Origin of the sequence: Pseudoalteromonas sp. NZS100 (genome assembly GCF_015864815.1) — a bacterium.
GTDB classification, from domain to species: domain Bacteria; phylum Pseudomonadota; class Gammaproteobacteria; order Enterobacterales; family Alteromonadaceae; genus Pseudoalteromonas; species Pseudoalteromonas distincta.
On the sequence record NZ_JADYWM010000001.1, the window covers coordinates 286,621 to 306,916 of the forward strand.

General features: G+C 38.0%; 10 protein-coding genes and 1 tRNA gene. 7 read left to right on the forward strand and 4 right to left on the reverse strand.

From position 1 onward, the window contains the following. Positions 1 to 21: 21 nt before the first annotated feature. The 4 genes from I6E69_RS01385 to I6E69_RS01400 form a co-directional block, all read right to left on the reverse strand. A complete protein-coding gene (locus I6E69_RS01385) occupies positions 22 to 993 on the reverse strand; it encodes a Wzz/FepE/Etk N-terminal domain-containing protein (RefSeq protein ID WP_197120424.1) in 972 nt (323 codons plus the stop codon). A gap of 407 nt (positions 994 to 1,400) precedes the next feature. After that, complete coding sequence (locus I6E69_RS01390) at positions 1,401 to 4,007, reverse strand: SLBB domain-containing protein (protein WP_197120425.1); 2,607 nt, start codon at positions 4,005 to 4,007, stop codon at positions 1,401 to 1,403. A gap of 122 nt (positions 4,008 to 4,129) precedes the next feature. Continuing rightward, positions 4,130 to 4,912: a YdiY family protein gene (locus tag I6E69_RS01395; protein WP_024596589.1), complete on the reverse strand. Its 783-nt coding sequence runs from the start codon at positions 4,910 to 4,912 to the stop codon at positions 4,130 to 4,132. A 186-nt stretch (positions 4,913 to 5,098) separates the two neighbouring features. Beyond that, positions 5,099 to 5,917 carry a mechanosensitive ion channel family protein gene (locus I6E69_RS01400; RefSeq protein WP_002958438.1) on the reverse strand — a complete coding sequence of 273 codons (819 nt, stop codon included), beginning with the start codon at positions 5,915 to 5,917 and terminating at the stop codon, positions 5,099 to 5,101. 284 nt (positions 5,918 to 6,201) lie between these two features. Here I6E69_RS01400 and I6E69_RS01405 point away from each other — a divergent pair. From I6E69_RS01405 to I6E69_RS01435, 7 genes are all read left to right on the forward strand, one after another. Next, positions 6,202 to 6,277 (forward strand) — tRNA-His (locus I6E69_RS01405). A 568-nt stretch (positions 6,278 to 6,845) separates the two neighbouring features. Further along, on the forward strand, positions 6,846 to 8,171 hold the full coding sequence (locus I6E69_RS01410) for a surface lipoprotein assembly modifier (protein ID WP_197120426.1): 1,326 nt from the start codon (positions 6,846 to 6,848) through the stop codon (positions 8,169 to 8,171). Positions 8,172 to 8,183: 12 nt separating this feature from the next. Beyond that, positions 8,184 to 9,305, forward strand: a complete 1,122-nt coding sequence (locus tag I6E69_RS01415; protein WP_197120427.1) for a FecR domain-containing protein — start codon at positions 8,184 to 8,186, stop codon at positions 9,303 to 9,305. A 39-nt stretch (positions 9,306 to 9,344) separates the two neighbouring features. Further along, positions 9,345 to 15,485, forward strand: a complete 6,141-nt coding sequence (locus I6E69_RS01420) for an Ig-like domain-containing protein (RefSeq protein ID WP_197120428.1) — start codon at positions 9,345 to 9,347, stop codon at positions 15,483 to 15,485. Positions 15,486 to 15,494: 9 nt separating this feature from the next. Beyond that, positions 15,495 to 16,328 carry an MBL fold metallo-hydrolase gene (locus I6E69_RS01425; RefSeq protein WP_197120429.1) on the forward strand — a complete coding sequence of 278 codons (834 nt, stop codon included), beginning with the start codon at positions 15,495 to 15,497 and terminating at the stop codon, positions 16,326 to 16,328. A gap of 20 nt (positions 16,329 to 16,348) precedes the next feature. Beyond that, entirely contained in the window at positions 16,349 to 18,568 is a 2,220-nt protein-coding gene (locus I6E69_RS20785) for a CHASE2 domain-containing protein (protein WP_290191944.1), read from the forward strand. Continuing rightward, entirely contained in the window at positions 18,540 to 20,201 is a 1,662-nt protein-coding gene (locus tag I6E69_RS01435) for an HD-GYP domain-containing protein (RefSeq protein ID WP_197120430.1), read from the forward strand. Before I6E69_RS20785 ends, I6E69_RS01435 begins: the two co-directional genes overlap by 29 nt. Positions 20,202 to 20,296: the final 95 nt, after the last annotated feature.

Below are 20,296 nucleotides of genomic sequence, written 5' to 3' on the forward strand. Positions count from 1 at the left end.
TATTCTTATACATAGTGCATATCAACACTTGTTCTTTTTATTGGTAAACTCTTTTATAAGCAAACATAAGACACTTAGGATACCGCCTAGTAAAGTTCCCAGAATAACAATCAGTGCTCTGCTCGGTTTAAATTTTTCTTCTGGTACTAATGCCGGATCAATCGTTTTAAATACGTATTCATCACGTACATTCGCAAACATAATTGTTTTAGCTTGCTCTTCTACTAGTTTGTAAAGAACACTGCGAATATCAGCAACCTTTGTTTGCTGAATTTGTTTGGTTAAGAAGTCGGTGCTTTTTTTGGCTTCGATTACGTCTCGTGACTTCATTGTTTTATTAATATCAGCCACTAACCATTCGACCCATTGCTGAGCGACATAAGGTGAGACATGCTCTGCTGAGATTTCCACCATGCCTGTTTCTTTATCTGTATTGGTACTTATAACCTCAATAAACTCTTTATAAGCTTCTTGCATTGATGGCTTAGGTTTATAAGGAGCTTGTACTTCTCGCAACCATTTATTATTTTCAGCATCGTATAGCTCATTATCATAGATTACTTTGTTCTCTTGCATATCCCATGACTTAGCTGCCATTAAGTCTGGTAGTATTTCGTGTTTTTCAACAAAACCACTAATAAACTTTCGTGACTTCAATACCTCAATAGCTAGTTGAGCTTTATTACTTGAACCACTGCCTAAATTAACCCCTGCTAAGCTTGCTAAGCCACCGAATTGACCCGCTAACCCAGCTAATCCACTTGAACCTTCTTGTTCAGCCGGTGCCAGCAATATTTCTGATTTGTAAATATTAGGTTGATTAATGGCATAAAAAACAGATGCAATTGCAAACAAAATAGTTACTGCGGCTATTATCCACTTACCTTGCCAAATAACTGCAAAGAGTTCGCGTATATCAACTTCGTCGTCGGCGATGTGATGGTTATATGTGTTGCTTGGTATTGTACTTTGTTGTGTGCTTGGGTTGTTCATATTTTTCTCAATGGAGTTTGGGTTCTAGGTAATAGATCCTAGGTATTCGTTTAGCGTTTTCTGGTGCCTATGTATTCCTAATCACTTTAACGCGACATAAAGTCGTTGCTACCTTTGCGTGGCATAAAGCCCGGCCTACTAAATTATTTTGAGCCACAGAGTGTACCGAGGTGTTGCGCACTACACCAATAAAAAGATTGCTGAAAACTGACAGCTAATAACTGCTCTTTTTTATGTTCACTTTACCTCTGTGGTAAATAAAAGTACTAACAAACGCTTCGAGCTCTTAAGTTTTAGGTTCCAGGTCTTCCTCGTACCTCGGAACTAGAGCCTCTGCCTTCATGTTTTCCTAGCACCTCGCACCTAAAACCAAGTACCTATTCATTCCTCGTGCCTATCTATTAAAACTACAGACTGCCTATAGCAGCAACTGCCACACCAAGTTGATAAAGGATCTGCGTAGCTGTACTCCAAAGCGTTAGCTTATCCATATGGCTTGCATCCATCGGTATTACTATTGTATCACCAGGTTCTAACTGCTCTGAGTTATTAACCGCAAACCAACCGCCTTTATTTGGAATTTTAACCGAGCCATTTGCTTTAATAATATAAATGCTATCTTCATTGGCACGTTCTTTAAGACCACCACTTAGGGCAATATAATCGTCAACACTTACGCCTGCTTTATATAAATGAGAGCTAGAGTAATTAACTTCTCCTATTACGCTGACTGAATCACGCTTGCTTGGTACATAAAGTGTATCGCCATCTTGCAGCACTAAATTTTGCCTGTTTTCGACAATTAACGGTAAATCGATAACTAAACGCCCCACTGCTTCAACGCTTGCTAAATCGTTTAATAGTTTGTTCATTTCATCGTATGAAAGTGAATTACTGCTTACAGAGTTCTGAAAGCTTTTTGATGCAATATCACGGCGTAATTCTGTAGATAAACGAGCAAGCTGCTTTTGTTCTTGTTCTTTTATGGAAGCACGGGTAAAAATAGCAGCCTTCTGCTCTGCAAATTCAGAGAACCCTCCAGCACGTTCGAGTAACTCCGTAAGCGTTTCGCCGCGGCGTATTGTGTATGTGCCCGGAAACCTTAGTTCGCCTTTAAGTTCCACTTTTACATTTTCTTGCCAATTTGGAATGGCGAATACGTTAATACTGTCTTTGCTTTGTAAAGTAATATTGTTTTTTGAATCACCTATCATTGCGCTTTCGAGGTCTAAGCGTAAATGCTCAATCTTAGAGGCGTCACTTGAAACGATGCGAGTGATTTCGGCTTGTTTTAGATAGGCTGACTCTAACAGCCCACCTGCAGCAGTCACTAAATCACGTACATCTCCACCAACCATCAACGGATAAACCCCAGGGGACGTAACGTTGCCGCCAATTTCAACAAGTTGTACAGCATGATCAACTGATGCTTGTTGTTTAAGCTTAGCTAAAATGGGTGCTAAAAGATTATGCCGACTAAATAAAGCATAACCATCAAATTTAGTTTCAAGTTCAGCATTCTTTTGTTTTAAATCAATGTATTTTTCAAACTCTTTTTGCTGATATTTATGCCATTGCTCAGCCTTAAGCTGTTGCTCTTGCTGCTCTTGGCTTAAGGCCATATTAGTAAGTGCTGAATTTTCAGCCTCTTTTTCTTCGAAACGGCTAAATACTACGATTTTATCATTAGCTTTTAATTCTAGGTTGTTTTCAGAGTTTTTAATAATGGCTTGTGCTACATCAAATTGGTGCGCTTCTATGTCACCATTTATATTAATTTCGCGAATAACTAGGCCGTAGCTTAGATCTGCTTGTGGAAGCAAGTCGCCACGTACTGATTTTAAAACATCAGAAATACGCTTACCTTGATACCATTGATAATTACCCGGACGTGCTACTGCACCAATTAAGCTAATTGAATTTTGATATTGCGAGCTAACTGAATTAAAGCGAATACGGTCGCCATCTTGTGGGATATAGTCAATTTGTGGTTTTGAAAAATCGACTGAGAGTACTTCTTTACGATCGAAGTTAAAGCGCTCTACAATAGCGCTTTTGGCGTATGCATTGGGTTTGAGGCCTCCGGCCATTGCTAATAACTGCTTAGCAGATTCACCTTTTTTAAGTTCAAAAATAGCGGGACGTTTAACTGCACCTTCAACTGTTACTTGAGCGCCAACTGATGGTATAAATACAACATCACCCGGTTTTAATACGATATCGTTGCTGCTATCGCCTTTAATAAGTAAGTCGTAAAGGTCAAAATTAGCCACCGTTTTACCCGAGCGCTTCACTTTTATATTACGCAGTGAAGCAATTTCAGACACGCCACCGCTTACAAATAAAGCGTGCGAAACAGTTGTTAATGATGAAACACTGTAGCTACCTGGCTTGTATGCCTCACCTAACACTAAAATACGCATGCTACGAAGCTGATCAAGCGATACAAACGCTTTTACACCTATAATCTCTTGCTCTACTTTTACTTTTACTAGCTCTTTAATTTCAGAAAAGGTTAAACCGGCCACTTCTACAGGGCTTAAATCTGGAATACTAATACGTCCTTCACGGTCAACTATAACTTCAAAACTGTCACTTTCTTTACCATAAAAGTTTATTTTTAATTGATCGCCAGGGCCCACAATATATGTATCTGGTACTGCGGCATTTTCGCTTGGCATAAACGTAGTAGGTTCACCTGCAAACAACTCATAGCCATATGGCTTAAGTTCGTCTATTTTTGGTTTAAAGCGCTCTTCATCTGTAAGCTCTTCTTTTTCAGGCTCGGTACGCTCACCAATACTACTTTGCTGCTGTGTATTATTTTGATTATTAGATTGGTTTGTACCAGTGATCGTTGATATATCAACACCATACTGTTTTGCGAGAGCTTCTTGCTGAGCTTTCGGTAACTTTTTAAATTGCTCAATTTGAGACGCTGTTGGCGTAAAAGCCAAAGCACTAAAACTACAAAGTAGAATAAAAGCACTAATTAATTGTGTAAAAACTTTCACGAGTAGGTATATCCCTAGGTCTACAACCAAAATTGGCCGCTATAATACCTTAATTTTAAGCAAATAAAAAAGGGACTTTCGTCCCTTTTATCAATTTAGTGTCATTAACTTAACTACATTGGTTAAAAACTGTAAACCAACGTAAATGACGTTTCTGTGTCAGTGCTTTCTTTGTCATCAGCAACATCTGAGTTGTTAGTGACATTAAAAGCGACTTTCATTTGTAACGAGCCGTTTATTTTTGCAAGTAATGCAGTTTCAGAACGGGTTTTAGTGTTTGTATCACCGTACTCAACAGCAACTAATTGAGTAAAACGTGCATTCTCAGAAATTTGCCAGTTGTAATCTAGCTTACCTAAGGCAATTACTTCGCCTTCAAATTCACCAGCAAGAGAGTTACCGTTGTCATCAACTTCAGTGCTGTCATCTGGGTATTCAAAGTATTTATAACCAGGACCAATTTCAGCACTTAGCCACATAGTTTTTTCGTTTAATAAACGTAAACCGTAACCTGCAGAAATTACTGACTCACTTCTATACGCTCCAAAATAATCTGAAACGTGTGAACCATAAATGAATAAATGAGAATGATCTTCATTTAATTTGTAATTACCTTGTGCAGAAATTGAATACTTCTCGTTAGTGCGCTGCTTGTTTTTGTCACCATTAGCATCTTCAACTTCATCTTCTTTGTAGATGCCGTCTAGCTTGTATTCGTTGTTCCAGTGTTCAAGGTTGTGCTGAACTTTAATGCCACCTTTAAGTGTGGTCGTTTCTGTATTACCACTTGTGACAATAGCACCTAATTCACTGGTAACTTCCCATGTTCTTTGTTCTGCGTCTGCAGCAAATGCGTTTGTTGCAGCAGAAGCCGCAACTAAAACTGATAAAAGCTTTAATTTCATTAAAAAATAACCTTTGTATAAATGTACATCTATTTTATTAAAGCATTACTTGTTAGAGCAAGCTAAACAGCTAAGTAATAATGTAAAAAATTTTCATGCAGCAAATACCGCATGAAAATTTTATGTTTAATAGCTCTTTAGCACTATAACAATTAAAGATAACTTTAATTAAATAACTATTTAAAATTAGTCTTGCTTGTGAAAGTGAACATCCATTTGTGGAAATGGGATAGTAATATCTGCATCATCTAATGCGATTTTAATATTTTCCATTAATGACCAGTAAGTAGGCCAATAATCAGCAGCGTTAACCCAAGGACGAACAATAAAGTTAACACTTGAATCGCCTAACTCATTTACAGATACATTGTAAGCTGGATCTTTAAGTATGCGTGTTTCTGCATCTAATACAGATTTTAATACTTCTTTTGCGTGACGTAAATCAGCATCGTAGCCAACACCAATAACTAAATCGATACGACGAGTAGACTCTCGTGAGAAGTTAGTAATAGCACCAGACATTATTTGAGAGTTTGGCACGATAATTACTTTATTATCTGGAGTACGTAGTTCAGTTGAGAATATTTCGATTTTTTTAACCGTACCCATTTTATTACCTGCTTCAACAAAGTCACCAGACTTAAATGGACGAAGTAAAATAATTAGTACGCCTGATGCGAAGTTAGATAATGAACCTTGCAATGCTAAACCAACAGCTAAACCGGCAGCACCTAAAATAGCAATGAACGAAGTTGTTTCAATGCCAATTTGCGAAAGTGCCATTAAAATAGTTACAGCAAATACAAGTGTGTACACAATACTTGAAACAAATGAACCGACAGCTTTATCTACTTTCTTTTTAGCAAAACCTTTTTCAGTTAAGTTAGAACAAAACTTAGCAACACGACTACCAAGTAAAAAGATAACAAGCGCAACAACTGCTTGTATACCGTAGTGTAAAATTAGGCCTGAGTTATCGTTAAGCCAATTAAGTACTGAATCCATATTTACTCCAAATGTTTTTTATTAAGCGTTTTCGGGCATTATTATACATTAATTTACAATTTATTCTCATGAAATAATGAATTAATACTATTAAATGCAAGTATATTCGATTTTTTAGAGGTATTTATGCGATAAAACATAGCCTACCTTGAAAAAATATTAACGACTAAATACTAATTATATTTGCCTGATTTAAATTATTTTAATTTATTTCACTTTTGGGCTTCACAACAATTATTATTTTATGTATTATGCGCGCCACACCAAACAAGGTGTGTGTAGTGGCGGTTGTAGCTCAGTTGGTAGAGCCCCGGATTGTGATTCCGGTTGTCGCGGGTTCAAGCCCCGTCAATCGCCCCACTTTTTTCCTAGAAAGCCTCATATTTATACCTTATTAATTATCCTATTATATAAATTCTAAAACCTCTTACTATATTAACCTTGCAACACAATTATTAATACTCTAGTTAAACCCACTAATTTACAAATCTCACGCAGCGATTAAATCATCCCTAGATAAAAAATTTCAATCCACAAAGATCAACACGCCCTAATTAGTAATAATATTTAATAAACAAGTATTTATATCAATTCGCTTAATTAAGTGATCTATTTTGAGGATAGAAAAACATGTTGATAGCTTGGCAAAAAATTTGCTATTTAGTTGTTCTCGGCAATTGCTCCTGCATTGCTCTACCTTCTGCATTCATGCAGTCGTAAATGAGAATTTTTTAACACAGGTAGCGACACGTTTAGCCTCGCAAAATGATTAAGTATTATCGCGGATTGGTATAACTCGTTACTTATCTACAATTAATTAACCAATGTGACTGTATTAACTATACTTAGCTACAAAAAGTGGTAGGTTTCTAATGTCGGCATCACTTTTTACAAAACATCAAACTTCTACTGGGATATAAAATTAAGCATGATTAAACAGGTTTTAGGAAATTTACTGTGTAGTTGTTTAGCTGTAATGAGCTTTAACTCATTGGCTCAAAGCAATGATGAATTCAATAAGCTATTGATTGAGCTTCAAAAATTAGTTTCTGAAAAAAAATACACTCAGGCTTATCAAAAAAGTAATAGCGAATATCAGTACCTAGGCGAACCCGTATACGACTTTTTATTAGGGGTCAGTGCACTTAAAACAGGGCATGCGGCGCCAGCTGTATTTGCCTTTGAACGCGTGGTTGAAAATAATCCTAGATGGTATGAAGCTCGCTTATACTTAGTTCGCGCTTATTTAACAGTTAATAATTTACCTGCTGCCGATACTCAAGCTTTAATACTAATTAACTCACCTGACACACCTAATAATATAAAGTCTTCAGCACAGTCATTGCTAGAAACTGCTGCACTTAAGCAACAAGAGGCTGGACGCTCTTATAAACAAAATATTGAGCTTGCCCTTGGCGTAGATGGCAACGTAAACGCAGGGACTGCAGAAAATACGATTATAATTCCTAATATTGGTGAGTTTTTGTTATCGCCAGAAAGTAAAAGTACGCAGGACAACTATGCACGACTTAATTACAGAGGAAAGTACTCTCACCCTATTGATCAAAAAAGCTTAATCACTTTAAGTATTGATACTGGGTGGTACAAGTTTGAAGAACTCAGTCAATACGATCGTATAAATGCGCATATTAATGCCGCCTATCAATATAAACAAAATGACATAAGTTGGTTTGCACGAGTTGCTACCACTCCGCTGATGCTTGACGGTGAACTTTATCGTACTGAATCAGCTTTAACGGTCGGAGCTAATTTTACGCTAAATATGCAAGTTAATTTATTTAGCTCTTTGACTGCGGGTGTTTTAAACAATAGATTTGATGAAAAGCTCGATAACTCATTTTATGCGATGAATGCAGGTGCTAGCTATGCAGCTAAAAATTGGTTTCAAAGCTTAAGCATTAACGCTAAAAGCGAGGAAGCGGACATTACTGAAGGTGAATTTAATAGCCGTAATATTACGAGCTTGTACTACCAAGTGAATACTCAGTTGGCTCAACATTGGCAGTTGTTATCTCTTGCTGGATACCAATGGATTAATTATAAAGATGATCACCCTTTATTTTTACAAGAACGTGCCGATAACCTCTTTATGTTCTCAACTTCTGTTCGCTACTTAGTTAATCGCGATTTAGCCATACAGTTGGCTGCCAACTATCAAGATAAATCCAGTAATATTTCTTTATTCGAATATGACCGTTTAGATATCAATTTAAGCGCTTCTTACTCATTTTAATTTAAGGTATTTATGAAACATTTACTCCCTGTAATTACCACTTTACTTTGTGTAAGTTTTTATACACAAGCAAACGACCCTGCAGGTAAAACTATTTTAGCACGAGGCTCTGTACTCGCGCTTGATGGAAGCAATGAACAACAACGACAATTGCAGCGCAGAGATACTGTTTTTGGCGTAGATCGCATTACGACTGGAGAGAAAAGCAAAGCGCAATTTTCGATGTTGGATGGTGGTTTAATTGCCTTAAAAGAAAACTCAGAATTAAATATTGCTAACTACGAATTTAATGACAATACCCAACAAGGCTCTGCTTCTATTGAGTTACTTAAAGGCGGTTTGCGATCTATTTCCGGCGTAATTAAAAAAAATGGCGGCTCTTATAGTGTAAAAACTCCCGTAGGCTCTATTGGTATACGCGGAACGCATTTTGAAGTTCAGCTGGTTAAAGGCGATGTATTTTTAGCGGTATGGGATGGCGCAATAGATTTAACGTTAGAAAATAATAACGTGGTTTCTTTGGGTGATAACGAGGCATTTTCGTTTGCACAAATTACAGCCACTGGTGAAGTATTTAAAACGACACGTGCGGCACGTGTATTTGATCAAAATATAGTAGCAATTGATCCTAAAGACGACAACGAAGAAGAAACTGAGCAAGCATCGGTAACTGAAGTTGAAGTAAATGCTTTTGAAGCAGATACAGGTGTTATGGATATATATTCTGAACAACAATTTCAAACTGTTAGCAGCGCATCTTTAGTCGATCAAATAGCTCAGCGCCAAGGTGTATTTAACTATGAGGCATCAAACTTTAATGTAAATTCGAGTGTGGGTGCTGTTACTGACTTTGCTATGACTATGGCAGTTGATTTTGATAATGGCACCGTGCCTGATGGCGAAATTAGTTTTAATGACGCCGGTGGAAAATGGTATGCAGCTTACAGCGGCTTAATAAATTTAAGCGAACTTGAACTGGCCGTTACATTTGCATCCCATGGTAACAATAAAGCCGAGGGCGATGTTGATGCAATATTTTTGAATGACTTAGACAATATTACTGGCAACTTTAATCTTAACGAAATAAATAATCCTGATGTAAATGCTAGCGGCTCTTTTAAATTAGAACCATAAACACATTGGATACAAAGCTTTTATTATGGAGTATTTAAAATGACAGCAAAAAATATATTTTTGCTTGGTTCTATGGTGTTTTTGTTAAGTGCCTGTGGAGGCTCAGAAGAAAGCCCCACTCAAGAAGCAATACAATCACCTACGGCTGAAGTAATACCGCCAACGGTGACTAGCTATATAAATTTGGCTGGTGTTATAGCGAGTAATCAAACCAAGAGTACAAAAGTTTTAGGTGCTGTCACTTCAAGTAGAGGTGTTGTTGGAGCAAGTTTAGCAAATACTCGCGCTGATATTGTTTTTTCACAAACAAACGACACAGTACAAGGTAATGTTTCTTTTTTACTTGAAGCTTCGGATACTGATGGCATTGCTGAAGTTAATTTAGTACTCCCTAGCGTTAATAAAAGCATATCACTTTGTTCTTCTGATTGTGGTGTTGGCTACGAAAAGTCAATTATAGGCCTCAGCCCTGCGCTTTATGGCGTAACTCCAGGGGAAATACGCCTTGAAATATGGATAACTGACACTTTAAATAATCAAGTACTTGCTGATGCAATCACTTTTAACTGGCAACCATATCAAATTGAAGGTGTTACAGCACAACGAGACGAAGATAATATTAATCTTTCGTGGCAAGCTAACCCCGAGCTTAATCGTTACAACGTTTATATTGCAACTCAAGCTGGAGTCTCATCTACTAATATTAATGAATTAGAGAATGGGCAACAATTTTTAAGTATTCAAGATACTGCATTAAGCATTACCGAGTCACTTACAGATAAAAGTTATCAAGTACTTATTACCGGTGTTGATGGCAGTGGTGAAAGTGGTTTTGCTAATATAATAAACATAGCGCCAGTGGGTGGAGAGCTTGCATTTGCACCAGAGGCAAATGCCGATCAGTTTCAGATAAGTGAAGATCAAACTCTGCAAGGTAACGTACTAACAAATGATACGAATCAATACAGTGGCGATTTACGTGTAAATGCAGATGCATTAATTCTACCGCAGCATGGCACTCTTAATATAAATGAAAATGGGGATTTTACTTATATCCCTATTGCAAACTTTAATGGTGAAGATGCCTTTAGCTATCAAGTTGCTAACGAGCTAGGTATGACAGATACCGCAGTTGTAGAGATAACCATTTTAGCTGTTAACGACGCTCCTATTGCGCTTGATAATACTTACAGCGTTACAAACAATGGAACCTTAGTTGTCCTATCGCCAGGCTTACTTATAAACGATAGCGATATAGACTTAGATGACTTAACTGTTGATACAACGCCGGTTAGCGAACCAACAAGAGGGCAATTAACCCTTTTTGATAATGGTGGCTTTGAATACCAAGGCGAGCAAAATATGCAAGGCCAAGACAGCTTTCAGTACAGGGTTGTTGATGCACAAGGTGCTCAGGCTATTGCAAATGTAACCATTGTAAGTTCAAACACTAACATAGCCCCTGTAACAAACAATGATAGCTATAGTTTAAGCGAAGATGAAACACTTGTGGTTACAGCTGCCAATGGTGTGCTTAGTAACGATACTGACCCAAATAATGACAATTTTTCAGTTGATGAAACGTTTATGGTGGCACCCACACATGGCCAACTATTATTAGCAACTGATGGCAGCTTTAGTTATGTGCCGGATGCTAATTTTAATGGTGTTGATCAATTTCAATACCAAGCTATAGACTCATTAGGTGCAACCTCTACAGCCACAGTAACTTTAGTAATAAACAGCGAACCCGATAACCCTGTTGCACAAAATGATGCCTATCAATTTAGCAAAAATAAACTATTTGAAGTAACAGTACAAAATGGCTTGTTAATTAACGACTTTAATATTGAGGCTGGTGATTTATCGGTTAATACCACGGCAATTAATACAACTCAAAATGGCGAACTTACATTAAATGCTGATGGCTCGTTTACCTATCAGCCAGACTTAGGTTTTATTGGTGTAGATAGCTTTACTTATTCAATTTCAAATGAGCAAGGCTTAACTGCTACAGCTCAAGTAACATTAAGTGAAAGCGGCGTTAATACTTTTCCAGAAGCCAATAACGATCAATTTACGTTAGACGAAGACAGCTCTGCATCTTTATTAGACGTGCTAGTTAACGACATTGATGCAGATGGCGATACGATTAGTATTTCGAACATAGAAAATACTGCTGGTGAAGCGACTATTGTCGCCGGAAAAATACAGTTTACCCCACCAGCAAACTTTTCAGGTGAGATAGTACTAACTTACACTATTACTGATGGCTATAGTGTTGGTAATGAAGGTATAAACGATAGAACAGCAAGTGTGACTATTACCGTTACATCCGTTAATGATGACCCTACTGCAAATGCTGATTCAGCAACGATGAACGAAGATGCCCCTGCGGTATTAGTTAACGTATTAGCTAACGACTCCGATATTGATGGCGATATTCTTGAAATAACAGCTGCTACCGCAGATATTGGTTCTGCATCTGTTGTTGATAATAAAATTCAATACACTCCTGTTGCTAATACAAATGGAACAGCAATTATTAACTACACAATAAGTGATGGAAGCGGCGGTACTGCAACTACTAACTTAACAATTACTATACTACCAATAAATGATACTCCAATTGCAAACGCTGACTCAGCTACAATAGATGAAGATGCAGCGCCAATACTAATAAACGTATTGGCAAATGACTCTGACGTGGATGGTGATAGCCTCACTATCAGTACTGCCTCGGCAGATACTGGCTCTGTATCAGTGGTTGGCAATCAAATTCAATATACACCGGCAGCCGACGACAACGGCGTAGCAACAGTTACTTATACTGTAAGCGATAGCAGCGGTGGTGCCAGTACAACAACGTTAACTATCACTATTACACCTGTAAACGATGCTCCAATAGCAAATACTGACACAGCAACTATGGCTGAAGATGCAGCGCCAATACTGATAAACGTATTAGCCAATGACTCTGATGAAGATGGCGACAGCCTTGCCATAAGCACAGCATCAGCTGATATTGGCTCTGTATCAGTGGTTGGCAATCAAATTCAATATACACCGGCAGCCGACGACAACGGCTTAGCAACAGTTACTTATACTGTAAGCGATAGCAATGGCGGCGCCAGTACAGCAACGTTAACTATCACTATTACACCTGTAAACGATGAACCCATTGCAAATGCTGACACGGCAACGATGGATGAAGATGCAGCACCGCTACTCATTGATGTGCTGGTTAATGATACAGACGCGGATAGTGATAGCCTAAGCATAACAGCAGCGTCAGTCGATAGCGGTTCAGTATCCGTTGTCGATAACAAACTACAGTACACACCGGCTGCAAATACCAACGGTATTGTTGTTGTCAGTTATACTGTAAATGATGGGAATAACGCTACAGATACTGGTAGTTTATCAATTACGATTACTCCTATTAACGATGCTCCAGTTGCGTCAAACCAAGGTTTTAATATTAGCGAAAACGCAACCGATGGTGACACTATTGGGACTGTTAGTGCCTCAGACATTGAGAACCAAAATTTAAGTTACACCCTGCTCAGTGGTGCCCCCATATTCGAAATAAATAATGATTCTGGCTTATTAACTGTAAAAGGTGAAAGCCCGTTTGATTTTGAAACAACTCCTCAGTACATATTGAGCCTAGCTATTACTGACGATGGTACGCCTAACGAAACAACTACTATTGATATAATAATTGATGTCACTGATGATGCGGAGCCTCTAGTTCCTGTTGAAGATGAAACATTTGGTCGCCCTATAACAGGTGAACTTGAGCTTTCGGGTGTTTTTTCAAGTGGTGAATTTAATGACAGTATTGAGCTAAATAATAACCTTTACTTTGTAGGTTTTAGTAATAACAGCGACAAAGATATTGTTATTGCATCCTATACAACGAGTGGTGTGATAAATACAGCATTTAACAGTGATGGCGTTAAGGTATTAGATTTAGAAAATGATGAAGAAGCAACTGCTATTATCTCTGATGGTACAAGCCTCTTTGTTGCTTACACTAGTTTTGATGGCACAAATACCGAAGCATGTTTGTTGAAAATGAATACCGCTGGCGTATTAAGTAATAACTCTGGAGATAATAATTCAGGTATTCACTGTACCGCATTAGCAAGCACCCTCGTGATTAATGACCTTGAATTTAGCGACAATAAAATTCAGGCTGTTGGTAAGTCATTTAATGGTAACGACAACGATAGCTTATGGATAAAATACGACATATCTACGCTCGCTTATGAAGCCGGAAGCCCTAAAATTGTCGATGTGAGCGGCGCTAGTAGAGATGACGAAGCGTTTGCTATTAAAAACTTTAATAGCTCTGATCTTATGGTTGTTGGCAGTGTCACAAGTGCAACTGGTGATAAAGACGTACTTATTCGTTATTTAATTTCTGATGGTGAAAACAATGGAAGCTTTAATGGTAGCGCAGCATTATCGTTCGACTTGTCTGAGAATAATAAAGATGACGAATTATTTGCAATTGGCGGCGCTAAAAACACCGAATTTACAGCTTTTGCAGGTGGTTACATAACTCGTAACAGTGGTGAAAAAGAAGCCGTGGTTTTGGCTATTGATAAAACGGGTACTCTTATAACGAGTTTTGGTGATGCAGGTACTGCTATTTACGATATTGATGGTAACGGTGGTGCAGGTAATGGTGGCGCGAACGTAACAGGCGTAAAATACGAGCCAATTAAAAATGGAATTACGTTATCTGGCACTACCGGTGTTTCAGCTAACGAAAAGTTATTTTCTGCCCGTATTTTAACTTCAGACGGCTCACTTGATAGTACTTATGGTGCATCAGGTATTAATATCATTTCAGATATCAATGGAAAACAATTTGCCAAATCAGCAACTATAGATGCTAATGATACTGTATGGATATCGGGTGTTGTTGACGACTCAACCACCAAACCATTTGTTGCTGCAGTTGACGAGCAAGCCACATTATTTACCAACTTTGCAGACGTTGGTTATCTTGCTTTTGATACTATAAGCGCAGAATCTGACGATCAATCAATGCACGTTTTACAACTTAGCAATGACCCTCATGCCGGTAAGTACATTCTTGCATCAACGGCTAAATCGGACTCAATTACTAAGTTAGTATTAACACGCTTTACGAGTGCAGGTGATATCGATACTAGCTTTAGCGAAAGTGGCCATAAAGAAATTGCCATAGATTTAAGCGCATCTAATATAGCGTTGGTTGAACACAATAGCGGAAGCTTATTTATTGTGGGATCTAAAAGCAAAACTGACGGTGAAGAGGGCTTTATAGCTAAAGTTGAACAGTCTGGTAATTTAGACACTTCATTTGCAACAGACGGTGTATACACAACCTCTGTCAGTGGCGCAGAATTGGTAAACCTGACAGATATTGCACTTGATAACAGCGGTAACATTATTACTGTCGGGTCAATAGTAACAAGTGGTACTCCTAGCCCAATCGTTATAATGTTGACTCCAGAAGGCACCCTTGAGCCTAACTTTGGCACTGGCGGAAGTATCATAGGCTCAGCTTTTGAGTACTATAACCGCGTACATACCGACAATGCAGATATTTTCATTGGTGGTAAGTCTGTATTAAGTGGCACTTCAAAGCTAATCGCATTGAAGTTGAGCTCAAACGGTACTGAAATCTTTAAATATGTAGGTCAAGAAACTACAGATACCGACAATAAAATAGTGCAGATTTTAACTGACACAACGGGTAAGTTATATTTAATAGCAAACCTTATTGATTCGCCAAATAAAGCCAATGTTATTAGGTTGCTTGTTACGGGTACGCTTGATACTAGCTTTGCCGCAAATGGTGTCGGTGAATATACTTTGGCCTCAACCGGTAACACTGAGCTAAGTGGTGCAGCGCTAGATAGCAGCAATCAACTTATTTTAGCAGGCAAGGCTAACAATAAAGGCATGTTAGCGCGCATTTTAACTGACGGTACTTTGGATAATACGTTTGGAGCCAGTGGTGCCGGCTTTTATGAAGCAAGCCAATGTGTCAGTACACATGTGTTTACTTCAATCATCCTGCAAAATGATACCCAAGTTGTTGTAAGTAGCACCTGTAATGACACTAACTCTAACAATGTTAGTATTTCTAAATTCAATTTTGAAGCAGATGGAGCTTAGCCTTAAATTATGAAAGTTGAATTTTTTGGTGTTAGAGGCTCGATGCCTTCAGCTGGAAGTAATACACACATTTTTGGGGGAAATACCTCATGTGTGTACATTGAACAAAACAACGGTAAAGATCTTATTTTAGACTCTGGTACCGGTATTGTAGAACTCGGTACACGTTTACTAGAAACACAAAGTCCTATCAATATTTTGCTAACGCACAATCATTGGGATCATATTCAAGGGTTTCCTTTTTTTAAACCTATCTACCAGCCCAACCGCAATATAACCATTGTAGCTGGCAACGTTGATGAAAAAAAAAGCCAAGATGCCATATTAAAGCAAATGAGTGGTTCGTACTTTCCTGTGTGTTATCAGGATTTACCTGCCAATATTACGCTTAATACTGATTTATCGTCTCAAAAGCAATTTACACTTAACGGTTTTTTGGTTTCTACTGCTCCACTGAATCACCCTGGTGGCGGTACTGCTTATTGCATTAAAGCAGATGAAAAAAAGATAGCTTACGTTACCGACAATGAGCTAAACCCACCAGATAAGCTAAACACAAGTATTTGCGAATGGAGTAATTTTATTGAAGGCGCTGATTTACTAATTCACGATGCTCAATTTATAGATGCAGACTTGCCTCTTAAGCATGGTTGGGGTCATAGCACCATAGATCAGGTTGCTGAGCTTGCTATAAAAGCGAGTATTAAAAATGTGATTATTATTAGCCACGATCCATCAAGAACCGATGAACAGTTAGTCGCTATAGAAAAGTATTTACACACGCAGTACGCTCAACAGGTAAAAATAGAATGCGGCCGAGAAGGACGAGTTTTTGATTTTTAGTCTATCAAGGAGCGTTACTCATTAGCTTCTTAAAACCCATTACCTCAAAGCACTTTTTTATTGGCGCTGTTATTACATTATTAATTGCATCAATAGAGTTATTTTCAACTGGGTCGCTTGCAAAGTTAGTTAACCGTGTAGAAGGCATAATATACGACTCTCGGTTATTACTGACGCTTTCAGAGACGCCTAGGCGCATCGATGAAACCGTTGTAATAATTGATATCGATGAAAAGAGCATGCAAGAACAAGGACGCTTTCCTTGGAGTCGCTCAAAATTAGCCGACCTTGTTACAAAGCTTAGCGATGCAGGTGTTATTGTTATTGCATTCGATATATTTTTTTCTGAACAGGAAGAAAACCCTGTTACAAAAATTATGTCTGAGATTCCTGATTTATCAAAAAAGTACACCATCCCCTTTGCTGAAATTACTAAACAAGTCGATGCAGACTCAAAGCTAGCAAGCGCATTATCTAAAAATGATACTGTTCTTGGTTTTTTATTAATTGATGAACAACTCACAAATCAAAACTTGCCAGCTAAAAGCAGTGTTGTATGGGCAAATGCAGATCATACTAATTCACAAATAAACCAGTTTCCTGGTGCTATTGTAAATATTCCTCAGTTACAAAATGCGACAACGGGTACCGGTTTTATCAATGCACATAGCGATGAAGATGGTTTTATACGTAAAGCAGCTCTTGTAAATCGAGTTGGCGATACACTCTACCCTTCTTTAGCACTTGAAGTTGCTCGGCTGTATACCCTTGCTGAAAACATAGAAACCCGTTCCAATATGTTAGATGGTATAACCTTATTCGAAGGTATAAAGTTTCAAGATAAGTGGATTCAAACTGATGAGTATGGGCAAGTATTAATTCCTTACAAAGGCCGTGCGCATAGCTTTCCTTATTATTCGGCTACCGATATTTTGACTCAGCGAATTGGCTCAGAGGAATTAGAAGGCACTGTAGCGTTTATTGGCACATCGGCAATTGGGCTCGCTGATTTAAGATCAACACCGGTTGGTTTGCAGTACCCTGGTGTTGAGGTACATGCCAACATATTTGAAGGATTAATGCACCCAGAACTACTTCCATCTAAACCTAATTGGTCACTGGGGGCAAGCTTACTCATCATTGCATTAACTGGTGGCGTATTATCGTTTTTTAGCCACGGTAAGAGCGCACGTTTTATTATTATTTTGTCTCTTATAGTCACAAGTGTCGTTATATTTTCAAACGTTTATTTATGGTCAGTACAAAAAATTAGTTTACCTTTATTAATGCCTCTTTTACTCATCATTATATTAGCCGGTTATTACATCATTGTAGGCTCTATCGCTGAAATGAAACACAGCCGAAAAATAAAATCTATGTTTGACCAATATGTTCCTCCTGAGCGTATAAACCAAATGATACTGCAAGGTAAAAGTTTATCTCAAAAAAGTGAGCGAAAAAATATGACTGTGTTGTTTGCCGACATTCGTAGTTTCACTTCACTATCAGAAAGTATGACCCCTCATCAGTTAAGTGAATATTTAAACGAATATCTTACGGCTATTACCAAAATCATATTTGATCATCACGGAACTATTGATAAGTACGTAGGCGATATGGTGATGGCATTTTGGAATGCCCCACTAAAAGATGAAAATCACGCTCGCCATGGTGTTGAAGCCGCAATGTCTATGATCCACGGGTTAACGAAAATAAATCAGTTATTTGCAGAAAACAACCAGCCTGCAATAAAAATAGGTATCGGTTTAAGTACTGGCGACATGAATGTAGGTGATATGGGTTCGGTTTACCGTAAAGCCTATACAGTTCTTGGTGATACTGTTAATTTAGGTGCTAGAGTAGAAAGCTTGACCAAATTTTATGGCGTAGCTATTCTTGTTACAGAAGAAACGATGAAGGAATGCCCTCATATTTCATTTCGTCTAATAGATAAAGTGCAAGTTGTTGGTAAAACAGCTGCTGTACAGTTGTTTGAACCTATAAACTTTACAGATAAGCTCGATGAAGAGCAGTTAAATGAAGTTAAAAAGTCGCAGCAGGCCATAACGCTTTTTTATAATAAAAACTGGCCACAAGCACTTAGCTTATTTAAAGAACTACACAGTACAACCGTATTTAGCCCCAACATTTATGCCATTTTTATTGAACGTATTAAGGGCACTGATTTGCAAACACTAGCTAAGGATTGGAATGGTGCCTTTAAACATACTCAAAAGTAGTAAACATATGCGACAGCACATTAAAGACAAAACAAATCTTCAACACTTTATCGATATTAGCATTAGACTAACAACCGAAAAAAACTCGTCTAAGTTACTTGATGAAATACTGCAAGTTGTAATGTCGATAGCAAATTCTGATGCTGGCAGCATTTACTCTATTACCTCAAACAAACAACTAAAGTTTGAAACAGTAATAAACAAATCATTGAATCTTTATTTAGGCGGCACATTAGGTGGTCCTGTTGATTTTCCTAATATAGATCTTTTTATTGATGGCAAACCAAATGACACCGCTATTGTTGCGCATTCTGTTAATACAGGGGAAGTAATAAATATTCCTGACGTGTATGATGCCTTGCCTTTTGATATGAGCGCTGCACGCAAAATGGATGCTCGCACGGGTTATCGTTCTGAGTCCATGCTAACAATTCCTTTAAAAGATCATGAAGATGACATTATTGGTGTAATCCAGCTTATAAATGTAAAAGATGCGCAAAATAAAAACATTCCTTTTAGTGAAGAGCTCGTCACTCTGATTCGATCTTTTGCCTCTTTAGGCGCTATTTCACTAACTAACTCTACTTTAGTTAAAGATATGGAAGTGCTTTTTTCAACGTTTGCCGAAGCTATCGCAATGGCAATAGATGAAAAGTCTCCTCACACGGGCGGCCACTGTAAGCGGGTACCAGCACTGACGTTAATGCTTGCTGATGCAGTGCATAAAATAGATAAAGGTCCACTAGCAGATTTTATAATGAGCCCAGAGGATCGCCATGAACTAAGTCTTGCGGGATGGCTACATGACTGTGGGAAAATTGCTACTCCTGATCATATTATGGAAAAGTCGACCAAGTTAGAGACTATTTTCGATCGCATAGAGTTTATTGATGCTAAGTTTGAAATAATTAGTCGAGATTTAGAACTCTCTTATCAGCAGCAAATTATTTCAGCAATAAAACAGAACAAGTCGGTTGAGGTTTTACAATTTGAACGATTGCTTGAAACTGAGCTTAAACAACTAGCCCTCGACCGTGCATTATTACAGCGGGTGAATATTGGCGGTGAGTTTTTGGGCGAAGAAGAACAAGCCCATATACTGAGAATATCAAAACAGTATTCGCTTAAAATAAACGGCGAAGAAACACCTCTACTGACTGATGATGAAGTAGAAAACCTCATGATACGACGCGGCACACTTACCCAAGGTGAGCGCGAAATCATGAAACGCCATATGGATATAACTAAAAATATATTAGATATTTTGCCGTTCCCTAAACATCTTAGTAATGTAGCTGAATATGCATTAGGTCATCATGAAAAACTTGACGGTACTGGTTACCCAAGAGGTTTAACCAAAGAACAAATGTCGGTGCCTGCAAGGTTAATGGCTATTACGGATATTTTTGAAGCACTCTCTGCCGTAGACAGGCCCTATAAAAAAGCAAAACCGGTAAGTGAATGTTTGAATATTCTAGGGAACATGGTTAGTAATAATCACCTTGATCCTGATATTTTTGCTATTTTTATTGAGTCAGAAGTCTATAAAAATTATATCAACGAATATGCTAACCCAGAGCAGCTAGATGAGGTAGATTTTGATAACTTACCTGGTTACACACCTATAAGTTAGCACCTATAAAGTAATATCTTTATTCAAAATGTGCTTATTACAGTCTATGACTATTCAAACAAAAAAATGCCACCATACGGTGGCATTTACACACG

Coding starts and splice junctions, on each gene's coding strand:
- I6E69_RS01385 (WP_197120424.1), bottom strand. CDS start 993: ATGAACAACCCAAGCACACAACAAAGTACAATACCAAGCAACACATAT.
- I6E69_RS01395 (WP_024596589.1), bottom strand. CDS start 4,912: ATGAAATTAAAGCTTTTATCAGTTTTAGTTGCGGCTTCTGCTGCAACA.
- I6E69_RS01400 (WP_002958438.1), bottom strand. CDS start 5,917: ATGGATTCAGTACTTAATTGGCTTAACGATAACTCAGGCCTAATTTTA.
- I6E69_RS01410 (WP_197120426.1), top strand. CDS start 6,846: ATGATTAAACAGGTTTTAGGAAATTTACTGTGTAGTTGTTTAGCTGTA.
- I6E69_RS01415 (WP_197120427.1), top strand. CDS start 8,184: ATGAAACATTTACTCCCTGTAATTACCACTTTACTTTGTGTAAGTTTT.
- I6E69_RS01420 (WP_197120428.1), top strand. CDS start 9,345: ATGACAGCAAAAAATATATTTTTGCTTGGTTCTATGGTGTTTTTGTTA.
- I6E69_RS01425 (WP_197120429.1), top strand. CDS start 15,495: ATGAAAGTTGAATTTTTTGGTGTTAGAGGCTCGATGCCTTCAGCTGGA.
- I6E69_RS01435 (WP_197120430.1), top strand. CDS start 18,540: ATGGTGCCTTTAAACATACTCAAAAGTAGTAAACATATGCGACAGCAC.